The 17,336-nt window shown below is 49.3% G+C and carries 14 protein-coding genes and 1 pseudogene; 10 read left to right on the forward strand and 5 right to left on the reverse strand.

Translation table 11 applies throughout. The annotated features are described in order from the left end of the window. The first annotated feature begins 73 nt into the window (after window positions 1–73). The 7 genes and pseudogenes from nifJ (at window position 74) to ttcA (ending at window position 7,990) form a co-directional block, all read left to right on the forward strand. Window positions 74–3,598: a pyruvate:ferredoxin (flavodoxin) oxidoreductase gene (nifJ, locus tag OGY10_RS12500; RefSeq protein ID WP_191227144.1), complete on the forward strand. Its 3,525-nt coding sequence runs from the start codon at window positions 74–76 to the stop codon at window positions 3,596–3,598. A gap of 367 nt (window positions 3,599–3,965) precedes the next feature. Then, window positions 3,966–5,117, forward strand: a complete 1,152-nt coding sequence (gene ompC / locus OGY10_RS12505) for a porin OmpC (protein ID WP_060682149.1) — start codon at window positions 3,966–3,968, stop codon at window positions 5,115–5,117. A gap of 146 nt (window positions 5,118–5,263) precedes the next feature. Next, window positions 5,264–5,476, forward strand: a complete 213-nt coding sequence (locus tag OGY10_RS12510) for a KTSC domain-containing protein (protein WP_003833205.1) — start codon at window positions 5,264–5,266, stop codon at window positions 5,474–5,476. A gap of 81 nt (window positions 5,477–5,557) precedes the next feature. Beyond that, window positions 5,558–5,992 (forward strand): universal stress protein UspF, encoded by a 435-nt coding sequence (uspF, locus tag OGY10_RS12515; RefSeq protein WP_003833207.1) that lies wholly within the window; start codon window positions 5,558–5,560, stop codon window positions 5,990–5,992. A 185-nt stretch (window positions 5,993–6,177) separates the two neighbouring features. After that, complete coding sequence (locus OGY10_RS12520; protein ID WP_032943565.1) at window positions 6,178–6,420, forward strand: DinI family protein; 243 nt, start codon at window positions 6,178–6,180, stop codon at window positions 6,418–6,420. Between the two features lie 321 nt (window positions 6,421–6,741). After that, a pseudogene (locus tag OGY10_RS12525) lies at window positions 6,742–7,005 on the forward strand (tyrosine-type recombinase/integrase); the annotation flags it as partial. 49 nt (window positions 7,006–7,054) lie between these two features. Further along, the gene (ttcA, locus tag OGY10_RS12530; RefSeq protein WP_032943567.1) at window positions 7,055–7,990 is read left to right on the forward strand and encodes a tRNA 2-thiocytidine(32) synthetase TtcA; all 936 of its coding nucleotides are present in this window, start codon (window positions 7,055–7,057) and stop codon (window positions 7,988–7,990) included. A gap of 78 nt (window positions 7,991–8,068) precedes the next feature. On the opposite strand, the gene dbpA is transcribed toward ttcA, so the two are convergent. The 4 genes from dbpA to OGY10_RS12550 all read right to left on the reverse strand — a co-directional run bounded on the left by dbpA (window position 8,069) and on the right by OGY10_RS12550 (window position 12,161). After that, entirely contained in the window at window positions 8,069–9,442 is a 1,374-nt protein-coding gene (dbpA, locus tag OGY10_RS12535; protein WP_137377971.1) for an ATP-dependent RNA helicase DbpA, read from the reverse strand. A gap of 28 nt (window positions 9,443–9,470) precedes the next feature. Next, window positions 9,471–9,638 carry a proline-rich small protein YnaL gene (gene ynaL / locus OGY10_RS12540; protein WP_095533097.1) on the reverse strand — a complete coding sequence of 56 codons (168 nt, stop codon included), beginning with the start codon at window positions 9,636–9,638 and terminating at the stop codon, window positions 9,471–9,473. Between the two features lie 275 nt (window positions 9,639–9,913). Further along, entirely contained in the window at window positions 9,914–10,897 is a 984-nt protein-coding gene (gene zntB, locus OGY10_RS12545) for a zinc transporter ZntB (RefSeq protein ID WP_003833215.1), read from the reverse strand. A 154-nt stretch (window positions 10,898–11,051) separates the two neighbouring features. Continuing rightward, window positions 11,052–12,161, reverse strand: a complete 1,110-nt coding sequence (locus OGY10_RS12550; protein ID WP_286576831.1) for a methyl-accepting chemotaxis protein — start codon at window positions 12,159–12,161, stop codon at window positions 11,052–11,054. 411 nt (window positions 12,162–12,572) lie between these two features. Between OGY10_RS12550 and OGY10_RS12555 the strand changes: the two genes are divergently transcribed. Together OGY10_RS12555 and OGY10_RS12560 are read left to right on the forward strand one after the other, a co-directional pair. Beyond that, the gene (locus OGY10_RS12555) at window positions 12,573–14,687 is read left to right on the forward strand and encodes a putative bifunctional diguanylate cyclase/phosphodiesterase (RefSeq protein ID WP_100272393.1); all 2,115 of its coding nucleotides are present in this window, start codon (window positions 12,573–12,575) and stop codon (window positions 14,685–14,687) included. Window positions 14,688–14,754: 67 nt separating this feature from the next. Further along, window positions 14,755–15,987, forward strand: coding sequence for a GGDEF domain-containing protein (locus OGY10_RS12560; RefSeq protein ID WP_008784893.1), 1,233 nt, complete (start codon window positions 14,755–14,757; stop codon window positions 15,985–15,987). Window positions 15,988–15,999: 12 nt separating this feature from the next. On the opposite strand, the gene smrA is transcribed toward OGY10_RS12560, so the two are convergent. After that, window positions 16,000–16,563 (reverse strand): DNA endonuclease SmrA, encoded by a 564-nt coding sequence (gene smrA / locus OGY10_RS12565; protein ID WP_008784894.1) that lies wholly within the window; start codon window positions 16,561–16,563, stop codon window positions 16,000–16,002. Window positions 16,564–16,788: 225 nt separating this feature from the next. Between smrA and ogt the strand changes: the two genes are divergently transcribed. Beyond that, window positions 16,789–17,304, forward strand: a complete 516-nt coding sequence (gene ogt, locus OGY10_RS12570) for a methylated-DNA--[protein]-cysteine S-methyltransferase (protein WP_008784895.1) — start codon at window positions 16,789–16,791, stop codon at window positions 17,302–17,304. Window positions 17,305–17,336 lie beyond the last annotated feature (32 nt).

A 17,336-nucleotide genomic window follows, 5' to 3' on the forward strand; every position in this document is an offset into this window, starting at 1 on the left:
AATAGAAGGATAACAACCAGGACTCGCCGCTGTTACGCGTGTCCCTCTTTTTGCGCAATGTAAGGGTGTCAGTATGATCACAATTGACGGTAATGGTGCGGTTGCTTCAGTCGCATTTCGTACCAGCGAGGTTATCGCCATCTACCCGATTACGCCCAGTTCGACGATGGCTGAACAGGCAGATGCCTGGGCCGGGAACGGGCTTAAGAACGTGTGGGGGGATACCCCTCGCGTCGTAGAAATGCAGTCAGAAGGCGGCGCGATCGCAACCGTTCATGGCGCGTTGCAGACCGGTGCGCTCTCTACGTCGTTTACCTCATCGCAGGGCCTGTTGCTGATGATCCCAACGCTGTACAAACTGGCCGGTCAGTTGACCCCGTTTGTACTGCACGTTGCGGCTCGCACAATTGCTACTCACGCATTATCAATCTTTGGCGATCATTCCGACGTGATGGCGGTGCGCCAGACAGGATGTGCAATGCTGTGTGCCAGCAGCGTTCAGGAGGCACAGGACTTTGCGCTGATTTCGCAAATAGCCACCCTGAAAAGCCGGGTTCCGTTTATTCATTTCTTTGATGGTTTCCGTACATCCCATGAAATCAATAAAATTGTGCCACTGGCCGACGACACGATCCTCGGACTGATGCCGCAGGCGGAAATCGATGCTCATCGCGCTCGGGCGCTTAATCCTGAGCATCCGGTTATTCGCGGTACGTCTGCGAATCCGGACACCTATTTCCAGTCACGCGAGGCAACAAACCCGTGGTACAACGCGGTTTACGATTATGTAGAGCAGGCGATGAACGATTTCGCCGCAGCGACAGGTCGCCAGTACCAGCCATTTGAATATTACGGCCATCCTCAGGCTGAGCGCGTCATTATCTTAATGGGCTCGGCGATTGGAACCTGCGAAGAAGTCGTTGAAGAACTGCTGGCGCATGGCGAGAAAGTCGGCGTTCTGAAAGTGCGTCTGTTCCGTCCATTCTCTGCCAGACATTTACTGCGCGCGCTGCCGGAAACCGTACGCAGCATCGCCGTCCTGGATCGCACCAAAGAGCCTGGCGCACAGGCCGAACCGTTGTATCTGGACGTGATGACCGCGTTAGCAGAAGCCTTCAACTGTGGCGAGCGAGAAACGCTGCCGCGCGTGATTGGCGGACGTTATGGCCTTTCTTCCAAAGAGTTTGGTCCAGACTGCGTGATGGCTGTCTTTAATGAGCTGAGCAGCGCGAAGCCGAAACCTCGCTTTACGGTCGGTATCTATGATGATGTCACCAACTTGTCGCTACCGTTACCGGAAAACACCCTGCCCGGTACGGCTAAGCTCGAAGCGCTGTTTTACGGGCTGGGCAGCGACGGTAGCGTGTCAGCCACCAAAAACAATATCAAAATTATTGGTAACTCGACGCCATGGTATGCGCAGGGTTATTTCGTCTACGACTCGAAAAAAGCAGGCGGTCTGACGGTTTCCCACCTGCGCGTCAGCGAGCAGCCTATTCGATCAGCGTATCTGGTTTCACAAGCCGATTTTGTTGGCTGTCACCAGCTGCAATTTATCGATAAGTATCAGATGGCCGAGCGCCTGAAACCAGGCGGTATCTTCCTGCTTAATACGCCATACAGTGTGGATGAAGTCTGGGGTCGTCTGCCACAGGAAGTTCAGGCGGTACTGAATCAGAAGAAAGCCCGTTTCTACGTGATTAATGCGGCCAAAATCGCCCGCGAATGCGGTCTGGCAGCGCGTATTAACACCGTTATGCAAATGGCCTTCTTCCATTTGACGCAAATCTTACCCGGCGACAGCGCGTTGGCTGAATTGCAGGGGGCGATTGCGAAAAGTTACAGCAGTAAAGGACAGGACCTGGTTGAGCGTAACTGGCAGGCTCTGGCCCTGGCGCGCGAATCCGTCGCCGAAGTAGCACTCCAGCCGGTTGATCCGCACAGCGCAAACCGCCCACCGGTGGTTTCTGATGCCGCACCTGATTTCGTGAAAACCGTCACCGCGGCAATGCTCGCCGGTCTGGGTGATGCCCTCCCCGTATCCGCGCTGCCGCCAGACGGTACCTGGCCAATGGGCACCACGCGTTGGGAAAAACGCAATATCGCCGAAGAGATCCCCATCTGGAAGGAAGAACTGTGTACCCAGTGTAACCACTGCGTTGCCGCGTGCCCACACTCGGCAATCCGCGCCAAAGTGGTTTCACCTGAAGCGATGGAAAACGCCCCTGCCAGTCTGCATTCTTTGGATGTGAAATCACGCGATATGCGCGGTCAGAAGTATGTCCTGCAGGTTGCACCAGAGGATTGCACTGGCTGTAATCTGTGTGTCGAAGTTTGCCCGGCAAAAGATCGCCAAAACCCGGAAATCAAGGCCATCAATATGATGTCGCGCCTTGAGCATGTTGAAGAAGAAAAAGTTAACTATGACTTCTTCCTCAATCTGCCGGAGATCGACCGCAGCAAGCTTGAACGCATTGATATCCGTACCTCGCAGTTAATCACTCCGCTGTTTGAATATTCCGGCGCCTGTTCTGGTTGTGGTGAAACGCCGTATATCAAACTGCTTACGCAGCTGTATGGCGACCGCATGCTGATCGCTAACGCGACCGGCTGTTCATCGATTTATGGCGGTAACCTCCCCTCAACGCCGTATACGACCGATGCCAATGGTCGTGGACCTGCGTGGGCAAACTCTCTGTTCGAAGATAACGCTGAGTTTGGTCTGGGCTTCCGCCTGACGGTGGATCAACACCGTGTGCGCGTCATGCGTTTGCTGGAGCAGTTTGCGGATAATATTCCTGCTGAACTGAATGACGCCCTGCATGCTGAAGCGACGCCAGAAGTACGCCGTGAGCAAGTTGCTGCGCTGCGCCAGCATCTGAAAGATGTCGAAGGTGCACAGCAACTGTTAACCGATGCCGACGCGCTAGTCGAGAAGTCCATCTGGCTGATTGGCGGCGACGGCTGGGCTTACGATATTGGTTTTGGCGGGTTGGATCACGTCCTGAGTCTCACCGAGAACGTCAATATTCTGGTACTGGATACCCAGTGTTACTCCAACACGGGTGGACAAGCGTCGAAAGCCACGCCGCTTGGGGCGGTTACCAAGTTTGGTGAGCATGGCAAGCGCAAGGCTCGCAAAGATCTTGGCGTCAGCATGATGATGTACGGGCATGTTTATGTCGCACAGATTTCTCTGGGCGCCCAGTTGAATCAGACGGTCAAAGCTATCCAGGAAGCTGAATCCTACCCCGGCCCGTCGCTGATTATCGCGTATAGCCCATGTGAGGAGCATGGCTATGACCTCGCGCTAAGCCACGATCAGATGCGTCAGCTCACGGCTACCGGATTCTGGCCGCTGTACCGCTTTGACCCACGCCGAGCAGACGAAGGTAAGCTGCCGCTGGCGCTCGACTCGCGCCCACCGTCAGATGCGCTGGCCGAAACATTGCTTAACGAGCAGCGTTTCCGCCGCCTGAACGCCCAACAGCCAGAAGTTGCAGAACAGCTGTGGAAGGATGCAACGGCTGATTTGCAAAAACGCTACGACTTCCTGGCCCAACTGGCAGGCAAAGCGGAAAAGAGCGGTACCGAATAATACGTTTTTCTCAGTATTAGCCCGGAACCAAAAAAAAAAGCCCGAACAGTTGTTCGGGCTTGTCAATTTATTCGCTGGCTAATTAATAAGTGTCATCAATATACCAACGAAAAATAAAATGTGACAATAAAGGCATATAACACGCGCAGAATAGCCCAACAAAATTCAATTGTATAATTTTTATTTTATATATATTTTACAAACTCATTCACGGCAATTATCATTATTTCCGTAGAATTATTTGTTTAAGGTTTTACTTAAGACGTAACAATTCATATTTATCTCTTTACGGAACTTCTCCTTTAGCATGCTTTTACTCCCTACATGGGTGGTCACAGGTTAATAAAAAAACTAAAGGATTATTTCAATGAACAGAAAAGTACTGGCTCTCGTAATTCCTGCCCTGCTGGCTGCAGGCGCAGCTCATGCTGCTGAAATTTATAACAAAGACGGCAACAAATTAGATCTCTATGGCAAAGTAGACGGCCTGCATTATTTCTCTGATGATTCTTCTAAAGATGGCGATCAGACTTATATGCGTATGGGCTTCAAAGGCGAAACTCAGGTTAACGATATGATCACCGGCTATGGCCAGTGGGAATATCAGGTTCAGGCTAACACGACTGAGAGCGATAATAGCAACTCCTGGACTCGTCTGGCCTTCGCAGGTATTAAAGTCGGTGACTACGGTTCATTCGACTATGGTCGTAACTACGGCGTGCTGTACGACGTTGAAGGCTGGACCGATATGCTGCCAGAATTCGGTGGCGATTCTTACACTCAGTCTGACAACTTCATGACTGGTCGTGCTAATGGTGTAGCCACTTATCGTAACACCGACTTCTTCGGACTCGTTGATGGTCTGAACGTTGCGTTGCAGTATCAAGGTAAAAACGAAAGCCAGAGCCTGAATGACGCAAATGTAGGCACCAACAACCGCAATGCTGGTGATGATGTGCGTTACGATAATGGTGATGGTTTCGGTATTTCTACAACCTATGATATGGGCATGGGCTTTAGTGCCGGGGCTGCCTATACCTCTTCTGATCGTACCAGCGAACAGTCAAATTCAGACAATGCAAATATTTCTGGTGGCGATAAAGCCGACGCATGGACTGCCGGCCTGAAATACGACGCGAACAACATCTACCTGGCAACCATGTACTCTGAAACCCGTAATATGACTCCTTACGGTAAAACTGATAATAGCGATGTTGGTGGTGTTGCTAATAAAACCCAAAACTTTGAAGTTACTGCACAGTACCAATTTGACTTCGGTTTGCGTCCAGCTGTTTCCTTCCTGATGTCTAAAGGTAAGGATCTGAATTACAAAGGCGCTAACGATGACAAAGATCTGGTTAAATATGCTGATGTTGGTGCAACATACTACTTCAACAAAAACTTCTCTACCTACGTTGATTATAAAATCAACCTGTTGGACGAAGATGACCAGTTCTACAAAGATGCCGGTATTTCTACCGATGATATCGTAGCACTGGGTATGGTTTACCAGTTCTAAGTTCGTCAGCCCGCTGGCAACGGCGGGCTCTCTATACGTTCTAATAATTCTGTTTTATCCAGATCAAAACATTATATCTGTTGCGTTAAAACACATCTCTGATAGATGATATCTTGCATTAAGGTCTGTAGTAGAGGATACCTGCAATGAATCATCATCCTGTAAAATCATCCCGTATTGCATCCGTCGGCTATGACGAATCCTCTTGCACGCTAGAAATTCGCTTTCACCAGTTGGCTACGCTGCAATATCAACAGGTCCCTGCCCGTATTTTTCGTGATTTCCTGATCGTGGTCTCTAAAGGCCGATTTTACGATGGGGTAATAAAAGGCAAATTTCCTGAAATCAAAATAAAGTGATGCCAAAATGTGATCGTTGTCATTGTACATAAAGTGCCATTACGCGGTAAGCTTTACGTGGATACTTAAACAGGAGGTTTTATGAACAGAACGATTCTTGTACCCATCGATATTTCAGACTCAGAATTAACTCAACGCGTTATTGCCCATGTTGAAGCAGAAGCAAAGATCGACGATGCGCAGGTTCATTTTTTGACCGTTATTCCGTCCTTGCCCTATTACGCTTCCCTGGGACTGGCCTACTCGGCAGAGTTACCGGCCATGGACGATCTGAAAGCCGAAGCGAAATCTCAACTGGAAGAGATTATCAAGAAGTTCAATATCCCAACGGACAGAGTGCACGTTCATGTCGCAGAAGGTGCGCCGAAAGATAAGATTCTGGAGATCGCCAAAAAATTACCGGCCGATATGGTCATTATTGCCTCACACCGACCTGACATCACCACCTACCTGCTGGGCTCTAACGCCGCGGCTGTAGTGCGTCACGCGGAGTGTTCGGTACTGGTAGTCCGCTAAGCTTTCTGGCCCGCACATCGCTGCGGGCTTTTTGTTTCTCCCTCATTTTCCCCACGATTCCTGATCGAAGCATACAAGGCCATTTCAGTATCGCTATGTCGTGACATCATTACGCCCTCTCTTGAAACCCAGGTAAAAACAGAGTATAAATACTGTATATAAATCCAGTAAAAGAGCGATAAGCAATGTTCGTGGAACTCGTTTATGACAAAAGGAATTTTGATGGTCTGCCCGGCGCAAAAGATATTATTCTCGGCGAATTGACCAAGAGGGTTCATCGGATCTTCCCCGATGCTGAAGTTCGGGTTAAACCGATGATGACACTTCCGGCGATCAACACTGACGCCAGCAAGCATGAAAAAGAACAGATAAGCCGAACGGTTCAAGAAATGTTTGAAGAGGCTGATATGTGGCTGGTTTCAGATTAAGCACCTTGAATCGTCATGTTGCTTAAGTACCATCCGCTGTGACTGGCAATCATTCTATACTCGCACTATCGGACGTTTGCCGGTCGGCCGCAGTCATGCTCTTGCATACGGCATGGTTGCGGCAGTTTGCCACACCCTGCGTTTTTCGCTCCCTGACATTGCTCGTTGATAGTTCAGAACTGAATTATCTGTCGGTAAGTTGCTCCACAATTTTCTTCAGCGCTTCAATATCTGCTTTCAACTGATTAATTGCTTCCTGTCCGGGGCTATGTACCTTTATCCAATCATGCTGTTCGCTGTTTATTCTGGTCTGGTCACGAAGAGCAAAAATCTTACTACTCTATGAGTAGCATAGGTGCCAGATAGAACTCAGCTGTAAAACGTGCTGGTATTCGTCGCCGTAATCCGTACCATACGCGGCATACTTTTGCCTGCTGGCTGTAATCGGCTGGAGCGAACCCATCATTTATAGCTAATCAGATGGGGCATGAAAACGCGCAAATAGTGTACGACGTCTACAGTACATGGATTGAAGAAATGAATGACGATCGGGTTGCAATGTTGAATAGCCAACTAGCCCTGTGATTGAAGTTTGCCCATTATATGCCCCTTTTGGTTTTTGAGAACGGTAAGAATGCAAGATAATCAACAAGTTACAAAGAAAGAACAATACAACCTGAACAAACTGCAAAAACGTCTGCGTCGTAACGTGGGCGAAGCCATTGCCGATTTCAATATGATCGAAGACGGCGATCGCATTATGGTGTGCCTTTCCGGCGGGAAAGACAGCTATACCATGCTGGAGATCCTGCGTAATTTGCAGCAAAGCGCCCCGATCAGTTTTTCCTTAGTTGCGGTTAACCTCGATCAAAAACAACCCGGTTTCCCGGAGCACATTCTGCCAGAGTATCTGGAACAGCTGGGCGTTGAGTACAAGATTGTCGAAGAAAACACCTACGGGATCGTCAAAGACAAAATCCCAGAAGGCAAAACGACCTGCTCGCTCTGCTCTCGCCTGCGTCGCGGCATTCTATACCGTACGGCAACCGAATTAGGAGCCACCAAGATTGCGCTCGGCCACCATCGCGACGACATCCTGCAAACGCTGTTTTTAAACATGTTCTACGGTGGGAAAATGAAAGGCATGCCGCCGAAGCTGATGAGTGATGACGGTAAGCACATCGTGATCCGCCCGCTGGCTTACTGCCGTGAGAAAGATATCGAGCGTTTCTCCGAAGCGAAAGGTTTCCCGATTATTCCGTGCAATCTGTGCGGCTCACAGCCTAACCTACAGCGTCAGGTCATTGCTGATATGTTGCGTGACTGGGACAAACGCTATCCAGGCCGCATTGAAACCATGTTCAGTGCGATGCAAAACGTTGTACCTTCACATCTGAGCGATATCAATCTGTTCGATTTTAAAGGCATTAAGCACGGTTCAGAGGTTGTGGACGGCGGGGATTTAGCGTTCGATCGTGAAGAGATCCCGCTGCAGCCTGCGGGCTGGCAGCCAGAAGAAGATGATGCTCAACTGGATGAGTTACGCCTGAACGTGGTGGAAGTGAAGTAAGCGTCTGTCAGGCCTACAACGTGCATAAGCGCCTGTAGGCCTGATAAGCGGAGCGCCATCAGGCGCCCCAACGGGTAGTTATTTCAATAACCGGACCCGGCAAGTCTTGCCTTTGATCTTACCGTTTTGCAATTGTTTCCACGCCTTGTGCGCTATGTTCTGGCGAACGGCGACATAGACGTGTGCCGGATGAACGGCAATTTTGCCAATATCAGCGCCATCCAGACCAATATCACCGGTCAGAGCCCCCAGAACATCACCAGGACGCATTTTCGCTTTTTTACCACCATCAATGCATAACGTCGCCATCTCTGCTTCCAGCGGCAGGATTGAGCCGTTAGCTGGCGCAGTTAGCCAGTTCAGCTTCAGTTGCAGCATTTCAGAAAGAATGTTGGCACGCTGCGCTTCTTCCGGCGCACAGAAGCTAATCGCCAGACCGCTGTTGCCGGCACGCGCGGTACGTCCGATACGATGGACGTGGACTTCCGGATCCCACGCCAGTTCGAAGTTAACTACCAGCTCAAGTGATTTGATATCCAGGCCACGTGCGGCCACATCGGTTGCGACCAGGACGCGCGAGCTACCGTTGGCAAAACGAACCAGCGTCTGATCGCGATCGCGCTGTTCCAGGTCGCCATGTAATGACAGTGCGCTTTGCCCTGCCGCATTCAGTGCATCGCAAACGGCCTGACAATCTTTTTTGGTGTTACAAAAAACCACGCACGATGCGGGTTGATGCTGGCTGAGTAGCTTTTGCAGCAGCGGAATTTTTCCGTGGCTGGGGGTTTCGAAAAACTGCTGTTCAATCGCCGGTAACGCATCGACCGTATCAATTTCAATCGTTAATGGATTTTGCTGTACCCGGCCACTGATAGCAGCAATGGCTTCCGGCCAGGTTGCGGAAAACAGCAAAGTCTGACGTGACGCAGGCGCAAAGCGAATGACATCATCAATCGCATCGCTAAAGCCCATATCCAGCATGCGGTCGGCTTCATCCATAACCAGCGTATTCAGGGCATCCAGAGAAACGGTGCCTTTTTGCAGGTGGTCAAGTAAACGACCCGGTGTGGCAACAATAATATGTGGTGCATGTTGCAGGGAGTCACGCTGTGCGCCAAAGGGTTGCCCACCGCACAGCGTTAAGATCTTGGTGTTTGGCAGGAAGCGCGCTAAACGACGCAGTTCACCCGCCACCTGGTCGGCAAGCTCGCGCGTTGGGCACAGCACCAGAGACTGCGTCTGAAACAGCGCGGCATCAATATGCTGTAATAGCCCAAGACCAAAAGCAGCCGTTTTGCCACTGCCGGTTTTAGCCTGCACGCGAACATCTTTACCCGCCAGGATTGCCGGTAACGCAGCAGCCTGAACAGGCGTCATTTCAAGATAGCCCAGCTCGTTAAGATTCTCGAGTTGAGCAGCAGGTAAAACATTCAGGGTTGAAAAAGCGGTCACAATTTAATCTCGCGGTAAAAACTCACATTCAGCAGGCGCGTATCCTCGCAGATCTGTGCCCGTGATGCGACAATTTAATCGGTTCTTCATCCGGCGGCGGATCCGGCATGGGCTGCGGACGAGGTATGGGATCGGGAATGGGAACCGGATCGGTCGGTAGCGAATCAGTGTTCGACGTTGCAATCAGACAGGTCATATACCCCTCCAGTCATTCAGATTGACTCTTTTAGGGTAGACGCTGATTTCCTGCAGGCAAAAAAAAGCCGACTAATCTAAGTCGGCGTCGTACGAATCAATTGTGCTATGCAGTAATTCAAAAAAGGAAGTAAGACAATATGGAGCGCAACGCCCATCGCTTGACGTTGCATTCACCTGCGAGAGAGATATTGCCCCGAATAGGTAGATGGTTTATTGACTTCGCTCAAAAATCAGGACGTTTTCATGCGCAAAAACCACTAAAAAACGTTGTTGTTACAACCATTTACTACGGTGCAACCATAAAGTAACACCACCAATCAGGACCACTAACAGAATACAAAAAAGTGAGAAACCAAACTGCCAACCACCGCCGGGGATACCGCCGAGGTTAACGCCGAAAAGCCCGGTTAAAAATGTGCTGGGAAGAAAAACCATTGCCATCAATGACATTGTATACGTTCGGCGAGCCAGAGACTCCTGCATCACCTGCGCAATTTCATCCGCCATAATACCGGTCCGGGCAATACAGGCGTCTATTTCATCCAGCCCTCTCCCCAGCCTGTCAGCGATATCCTGCATCCGTCTCCGATGGTCGTCGGTCATCCAGGGTAAACGTTCACTCGCCAGACGGGCATAGACATCACGCTGTGGTGCCATATAACGGCGCATCACAATTAGCTGCTTACGCAGTAAAGCCAAAAAACCACGCGGTGGGATCTGCTGATCGAGCAGGTTATCTTCCAGATCAATAATCTTGTCGTGCAGCTGTTCGATAAATTCGCTGGCATGGTCGGTTAGCGCATCACAAACATCCACCAGCCAACTGCCACAATCAGCCGGTCCCGTCCCTTCCTGGAGATCGCTGACCACATCATCCAGCGCCAGCACTTTGCGCTGACGGGTTGAGACAATCAGACGTTCATCCATATATAAACGCATCGCCACAAGTTGGTCAGGACGCTCGTCGGTGCTGCCGTTAATGCAGCGCAACGTGATCAAGGTACCTTCCCCGACTCTACTGACGCGTGGGCGTGTACTTTCGCCTGCCAGCGCATCACGCACATTGTTGGGAAGAAGAGGTGTTGTCGCCAACCATTGGGCACTTTCAGGATGAGTGTAATTAAGGTGTAGCCAGCAGGGATGCTGACTATCAATTACATCATTATCGCTCAGCGGTTTTACTCCACCTCGACCATCCAGCAGCCAGGCAAACACGGCATCCGGCACATTAACATCCGTTCCCTTAATGGCTTCCACAGCGCCTCCACAAACATTCAGCCTTTTTCGTTAGTCTAGCTGTCAGAATATGTTAAGCAATATCTCATTGTCCCATTGTGCTGAAATGATTCATAAAAGTCTCTGATAACAGGAAAAGCTCTGACGAATACGACGCTTGCTTCGAGATACCCGGTTAAGCCCGCTGCCATCTCGCTGACTCAAGAGTGTTACTTAAGCGAAATTTATGTGTCCGCGACTGTAGATCAATCACCTGGTTTTTCAGGATACCCGAGGAATCAGAAAGCTCATCAACCATAATGGCATTACTTTGGGTTACATTCTCCAGTTCGGCCAGTGCATGAGTAATTCTGATAATTCCTTTCTCCTGTTCCTGTGTAGCGGTTAATATCTCGCCCATCAGTTGGTTTAATTGACCGGCACCACCGACAATATCATGCATATTTTTTTCTGCTTCACGCACAATAGCTGCACCTTGCTGAACATTTTGATGGGTTTGCGCAATCAGCTGCTTAATATTCTTAGCAGCATCCGCACTACGGTGTGCAAGCATTCTGACCTCACCGGCCACCACGGAAAAACCTTTGCCATGTTCACCGGCCCTCGCCGCTTCCACGGCAGCATTCAATGCCAGAATATTTGTCTGGAATGCGATACCATCAATTAGCGTAATAATTTCCGTCATCTGCTGTGCACATTCGGTGATTGAACGCATATTTGTCGCAACCTGCACCATTAATTCGCCACCCTGAATGGCACATTGCGTGGCAACTGTTGCCTGGACGTTGGCGATCTGCGTGTTGTCAGCATTATTTCGCGTATTAACGGCTATTTCATCCATATTAGCAGCCGTCTGCATCAATGCTCCGGATTGTTGTTCCGTTTTCACTGAAAGCTCGGCGCTGCGTTCCGCAAGCTGTTCAGAGAGCGCCATCGCCGTTTGTGAGGATGTTCTGATCTCATTAACGAGTGTTGAAATATTACTCGATAAACTATTGATGCCCGGTATTAGTCTACCCGCACAATTATTACCAAACTCAGGAATACTGATCGCCAGATTCCCAGACGTCACTTCCTCAATGCTCCTTTTTACCGTATTGATCGGCATGACCAGGTATTTCGTCATATACCACCATAAGCATAATATAGAAATAACGCTTACCACATTTGTACCAATTATAATTTCCGGCGCGGCCGAGAAAATCATCTCAACAATATTGAGAGCAACCGCCGAAATGAGCAGAAATAAAATAATAAAGGTTCTGACGCTAATATCATTTAACATTTTAGTCCTGTGCACTAAGAAATTATGTAGATATTATTTTTTATAGCACCTGCAATGCAGAATGCCATTGCTTTGCGACGAAAGCTGAACTTTCAATGAGAGCCTGCGATCCTTTTACTTAAGGCAAGAAATTACACCTTTTATTCCCGTTAGTTCAGTGTTTTATTCCGTAAAATGGCTGTGATGGCGCCAGTCATCAGGTTATTGTGATGACAAGCACATGGAGAGCATAAAACACACAGAACTATAAATTTGGTGAATGTTTATATAAGTAATGGCTCGTTATTTTCACTATCTTCCTGTTTCCTCTAATACCAGTGTAAAAATATAAGAACATTCCCGGTTTTATCATGTTAACTGGACAAAACCTGCTAGATTTATTACCACGGCTTTTTTTCGATAGGTAGTATGATGTTGAACGTGTCGTGGGACCCTGTATTGATTGGGATTTCCTTTGTTGTCGCGTTTATTGCCTCTTTTATTGCTCTCGATAGTGCGGGCAAGGTGGCAATCTCCAATCGACGTGAATCAACCTTCTGGCGCCTGTCTGGCGGGGCTACGCTAGGGATGGGGATATGGTCAATGCATTTTATCGGTATGCTGGCCATGAAAATGAGTATGCCGATCAATTACCATTTTTCGCTCACGGCATTTTCTTTCTTTATTGCGCTCATTTCTGCAACTCTCGCCATTAATATCGCCATTTCCGGTAATACGCTTTCAACAAAACGATTAGTCGTAGCCACAGGAATATTAAGCGCCGGTGTCGTCACCATGCACTACGTTGGCATGTATGCCATCATTGAGCATGTTGCCATCCTATGGAGTCATTCGCTGATACTGCTCTCAGTGATGATTGCCATCGTTGCATCTGGTGTAGGTTTGTGGCTGGCGTTTCATTTACGCCAAAATACCCGTCGAGCCCTGATCAATCGGCTTGTCGCCGCCCTTATTATGGCGCTGGCGATTGCCTCTATGCATTACACCGGGATGGGAGCGGCAACATTCACCCATTTTGGACACACGGTACACAATGGACTCAGCACACTGGAACTCTCTGTCTGGGTCTGCGCCGTCACGCTGGTTATTTTGGGTATCATGCTGGTGGTGTCGATGGTGGATTCGCAACTGCGTACCTCCCGACTGGCAGACAACTTACATCAACTTAACTGCCAGCTTGAGCATCAGGTCCACTTCGACGCACTTACTGGACTTGCCAATCGCACACAGATAGATGCCTGCTTACAGGCCTGTCTGCAGCATTCCAAACTGCATCAGCATCAATTTGCTCTGGTATTCATCGATCTCGATCGCTTCAAAGTCGTTAACGATACCTGGGGACATCACATCGGCGATCAGTTGCTGATCGCCAGTACGCAGCGAATCTACAGCTGCCTTGATGACACCATGACGCTGGCGAGGCTGGGGGGAGATGAGTTTATTCTTCTGGTTCCTGACTGTAATAAAGAGGATATCACCGCTCTGCTGACCCGGATTGCGGCTGCGATTGGTGATCCTTTCACGCTGTTTGGGTACACCATTCGGGTTTCGTTAAGTGCGGGAAGCAGTATTTATCCTGAGCATGGTTCCACGTTGCATGAGTTAAAAGTAAAGGCTGATATGGCGATGTATCATGTCAAACAGGCTGGCAGAAACGGTTGGGCTATTTATAGCCCGGAAATGGAAGCTATCGCCGATACACCGCCGACATTTTTACAGGAATTGTCACAAGCACTGGAACACGATCAATTTGAGCTTTGGTACCAACCCAAATACACCGCCGGAGATCATTCCCTGACCGGTTTTGAAGCGTTATTACGCTGGCATCACCCGGAACGCGGCATGCTGTTACCTGCTGAGTTTCTGCCTGCGCTGGAAGAGACAGGCCTTATCATTCCGGTCGGGAAATGGGTTATTCAGCAGGCATGCCAGCAGTTACATCAATGGAAGTTACAGGGCTATGCGGAATGGACCCTCGCCGTTAATCTTTCCCCTTCCCAGTTTGAACAACATGACATCGTTGATGTGGTTTGCAGCGCCCTTGCACAATATCAACTATCACCTGCATATCTCACGCTGGAATTGACTGAAAGTACAGCACTTAAAAATTTAAAACGTAGCGCTGAAGTCTTAAATGCATTTTCAGCTTTAGGGATCACCGTTTCTATTGATGATTTCGGTACCGGTTATTCAAATATATTGATGTTGAAGTCTCTTCCGGCACGGGAATTAAAAATTGACAGAGTATTTGTTAAAGATATCAGCGAGAACAGCAAAAATACAAAGATTGTGTCTACTATTATTGACATAGCCCACTCCATGAATATGCAAGTAGTGGCTGAAGGAATAGAGACCCAGGAGCAGGAAATACTCCTGACCCAGATGGGATGTGGCGTGCTGCAAGGTTTCTTGTTTGCAAAACCGTTGCCTGCGCATCAGATCCATGAATTGATTCCAACGGAAAGTAACATTAAGCAGCAGCGAATCGTACAGTCTTTGTCTCCTCAACAATCAATAACATTATGAGACTGTAATATAAAAAACAGATGCCATTAAACGGGCAACACAGCAGATAAAGATAACGGGATTATCGATGAGCACAACCGAGCTGCATTCACTGGATTTATTAACCCTGCCGGTGTGGATTGTTTCGCCGCATACCGAAGAACTGGTGTTCGCTAATACCGTTGCACGGGAACTGATGCAGGCCCCCTGCTTTTCTCTACTCCGCAAGGGCATATTTTCAACTCATGCCCAGAATGATTTAACCATGTATCTCAGCGATTTGAGAAATCATCACGACATTGTAGAAATCCTTACGGTTTGCCGCGAAGGTGAAGACGTCGCGATGGCCAGCCGCCTCTCCATCCGCTCTCTGCCGGAATCAGGTGACGTTATTCTTTTCGAAGGCATTGAAACACCGACTTCGCAAGGTCTGAAAGCGAGCCGTTCAGCGAATTATCAGCGAAAAAAACAGGGATTTTACGCGCGTTTTTTCCAGACTAACTCGGCCCCAATGTTGCTTATCGATCCGTCCCGTGATGGGCTTATCGTTGATGCAAATCTCAGTGCGCTAAATTTTTATGGCTATAGCCATGATACGATGTGCCAGAAACATACATGGGAAATCAATACGCTGGGCCGTCATATACTCCCGGTGATGCATGAAATCGCCCATCTTCCAGGTGGCCATAAACCTTTGCATTTTGTGCATAAACTGGCAGACGGCACATCCCGTCACGTACAAACCTACGCCGGGCCAATCGAAATCTACGGTAATAAGCTCATGCTGTGCATTATTCATGATATTACCGAGCAAAAACGGCTGGAACAGGAGCTTGAGCGTGCGGCCCTGCGTGACGCCTTAACGGGATTGCTTAACCGCCGACATTTTTATCAGGTAACCGAGCCGGAACAGACCCACGCGATGTCATTGACACAGGATTACAGCCTGCTGTTGATCGACACCGATCGCTTTAAAAGCATTAACGATCTTTTTGGTCATTTAAAAGGTGATGAGGTACTTTGCGCTCTGGCCCGCACACTTGAATCCTGTGCAAGAAAGGACGATCTGATTTTTCGCTGGGGAGGTGAAGAATTTGTGCTGCTGCTGCCGCGAACCTCGTTAGATATTGCCCTCAATCTCGCAGAAGTGATACGGGCGACAGTGGCCAAAGTGACTCTCCCTGGCCTTCCCCGCTTTACCGTCAGCATTGGCGTAGCTCGGCACGAAACAAATGAAAGCATCGATGAGTTATTCAAACGCGTTGACGACGCGTTGTACAAAGCCAAGAACGAAGGCAGGAACAGAGTGCTGGCCGCCTGATGTTTACGTCGTTCAGCGACTGCGTTTAGCGTGACGCTCCCAGTTGTCCTGTTTTGCCTGTGCGGTTTTACGCAATGCCACATAACATGCCCCGCTGCCGCCGTGATGCGGCAGTGCGGCGCAGTATGCTTGCACGTCGTCAAATTCCGTCAACCAGCGCGCCACGTAGCTGCGAACAATATTGGCATGGGAGTTATCGTCACGTCCCTTGCCGTGTATCACCAACACGTTACGCAACCCTTCCTGCTGCGCCTGCAGAATAAAGCTAAAGAGCATCTGGCGACATGTTTCAACAGGTTGGCGAATAAGATTAAGGCTCGCCTGCTGCGGGTATTTTCCGTTTCGCAGCTTGTCAGTCACGCCGTTCTGTAAACCTTCGCGACGAAACTCGAGCGGCACATTCAACGGGACAATATCGAGAAATCCCGTCGAGAGAAAATTATCCAGTTGTAGCGTATCAATACGCGCCGGAGTGCGAAGATTGCGCATGGGTTGCCAGTGCACATCGGCATGGTGTTTCAGCGGTTGAACATCCCCCATTGCGTCAAGAAACAGCGATGCATCATCAAGGTTCATGTTTCATCCTCCAGCGTATTGCGACGGGCATTATCATAACCGCGCACTATTATACCGACAACTGTACCGGTAACGGTTTACGATTATTTCCAATAATTAACCGGATCCTCCGCGCTGAACCGATCTACTCACGACAAGTTGATATCCGTTTTTAGGGGTATAGCTGCGACGGTCACTGCCGTGATAATGTGTAGGCTCGCCTGAATGCTGTAATGAGAGAAACGGATGCTTAACTTACTGGAAGACACCATCGACACGCCGCTGGGCCCGCTGTGGGTTATTTGTGATGAGCAATTTCGCCTGCGCGCAGTGGAATGGGATCAGCACAGCGATCGCATGGAACAATTGCTTGATATTCATTACCGTACAGAAGGTTATCAGCGCATTACCGCCAAAAATCCTGGTGGATTAAGCGACAAACTCTCTGAGTATTTTGCCGGAAACCTCAGCATCATTGACACGCTGGAAACGGCAACCGCTGGGACGCCTTTCCAGCGTGAAGTCTGGCAAGCATTACGCACTATCCCCTGCGGGCAGGTCATGCATTATGGTCAGTTGGCCGAACAGTTGGGGCGCCCCGGCGCTGCAAGAGCGGTCGGCGCAGCTAATGGCTCCAATCCAGTAAGCATTGTGGTCCCCTGTCATCGCGTCATTGGACGTAACGGCACCATGACCGGATATGCCGGCGGTGTACAACGAAAAGAGTGGTTATTGCGCCACGAAGGTTATTTGCTACTCTAGATTCCAGGCAATTAATGCCTTATTCATCACAC

Source organism: Citrobacter sp. Cpo148 (assembly GCF_030332375.1).
In the GTDB taxonomy this organism is placed as follows: Bacteria; Pseudomonadota; Gammaproteobacteria; order Enterobacterales; family Enterobacteriaceae; genus Citrobacter; species Citrobacter portucalensis.